Origin of the sequence: Prevotella sp. MGM1 (genome assembly GCF_002933775.1) — a bacterium.
GTDB lineage: Bacteria > Bacteroidota > Bacteroidia > Bacteroidales > Bacteroidaceae > Prevotella.
On sequence record NZ_BEWV01000011.1, the window covers coordinates 1 to 1,034 of the forward strand.

The following is a 1,034-nucleotide window of genomic DNA, read 5'->3' on the forward strand; positions in this document are numbered from 1 at the left end:
GTGTTGCTGACAAGAAGTTCTTCCTGTTCCGTATAGCAAACCTTTACGCTTATCCCCACTAATTTTCTACTGACCCACTATATACTCGTATTTATCGTCGTTGTTGAACATTGTCTGCGTAAAGAAGAACGTGGTGTAACCTGTAACAATATCCGCATCACAATTATAGATAAATGGGGTGGGGATATGATACGAATTCTCAACTGTCTGCTCGTCCGTAACCTGCCAGTCGGAATACTTCGGATAACGAATAATATGATACATAATGCAATGGTCTTCACCATCCGTATATACGATTTTATGATATTCACCTTGGTCTTCGGGCAAATCTATGGGCAGGAATGTGTGCACGTTTCCTTTCTTGGTATACGATTCACAACCAGCTGCGTTCGCAATAATAATAACCTCTTCGAGGCCGCTTACAGATGTATAAAACTCACCTTGTATCGAATTGACATACTCTCCGGGAATGATAAAGCGCTCCTCTGTCACTGTCTTAGTACATGTTTTGGGCATCTTATACGACACGGTTTTAACCAAATTCATATTCTCATCATAAATACTTGCCGTGTTTGTCTCTATGTACATTGCCGAGATCTTGGGCTTTCCGCTGTAAGAGAACTTTTTGGAAATCACATAATGATGATCATCCGCTTCTGTCGGCATGACACCTGCAACGAGGCATACCGCAACGGCCATGCCCCTCAGCATGTGCCGTAACCGCTCCCCGCTTCCGCGCTTTCATGAGCATGGAAACACCGCAAAGATAATAATTTTCTGCGAAATCCGGATACCCGGTAATGTTTTTCAACGGTTTTATTTGCTTAATACAGATTCACGGAGACACAGAGCTATGTTTGCGTCTGCGTCTCCGTGCCATTGTGTTCGTCTATAACCCCACACACAGACAACAGCAAAAACAGTGCCATTGCCGGTGGGATAAAAGAAGATGACGTTCAGCGACGGCATTACCGTATGGCAGAACGAAGACCACTCGTAGCCTAAGGTGTTCGCACCGGCCGGCAGCGGCTCGT

The 1,034-nt window shown here is 44.9% G+C and carries 2 protein-coding genes; both read right to left on the reverse strand.

The window, feature by feature from the left end:
- Window positions 1-66 precede the first annotated feature (66 nt).
- A complete protein-coding gene (locus tag MoGM_RS00090; protein WP_104368241.1) occupies window positions 67-711 on the reverse strand; it encodes a hypothetical protein in 645 nt (214 codons plus the stop codon).
- A 105-nt stretch (window positions 712-816) separates the two neighbouring features.
- Window positions 817-1,034, reverse strand: a 218-nt coding sequence (locus MoGM_RS13195; protein ID WP_233210066.1) for a hypothetical protein, incomplete at its 5' end; no start/stop codon positions are given.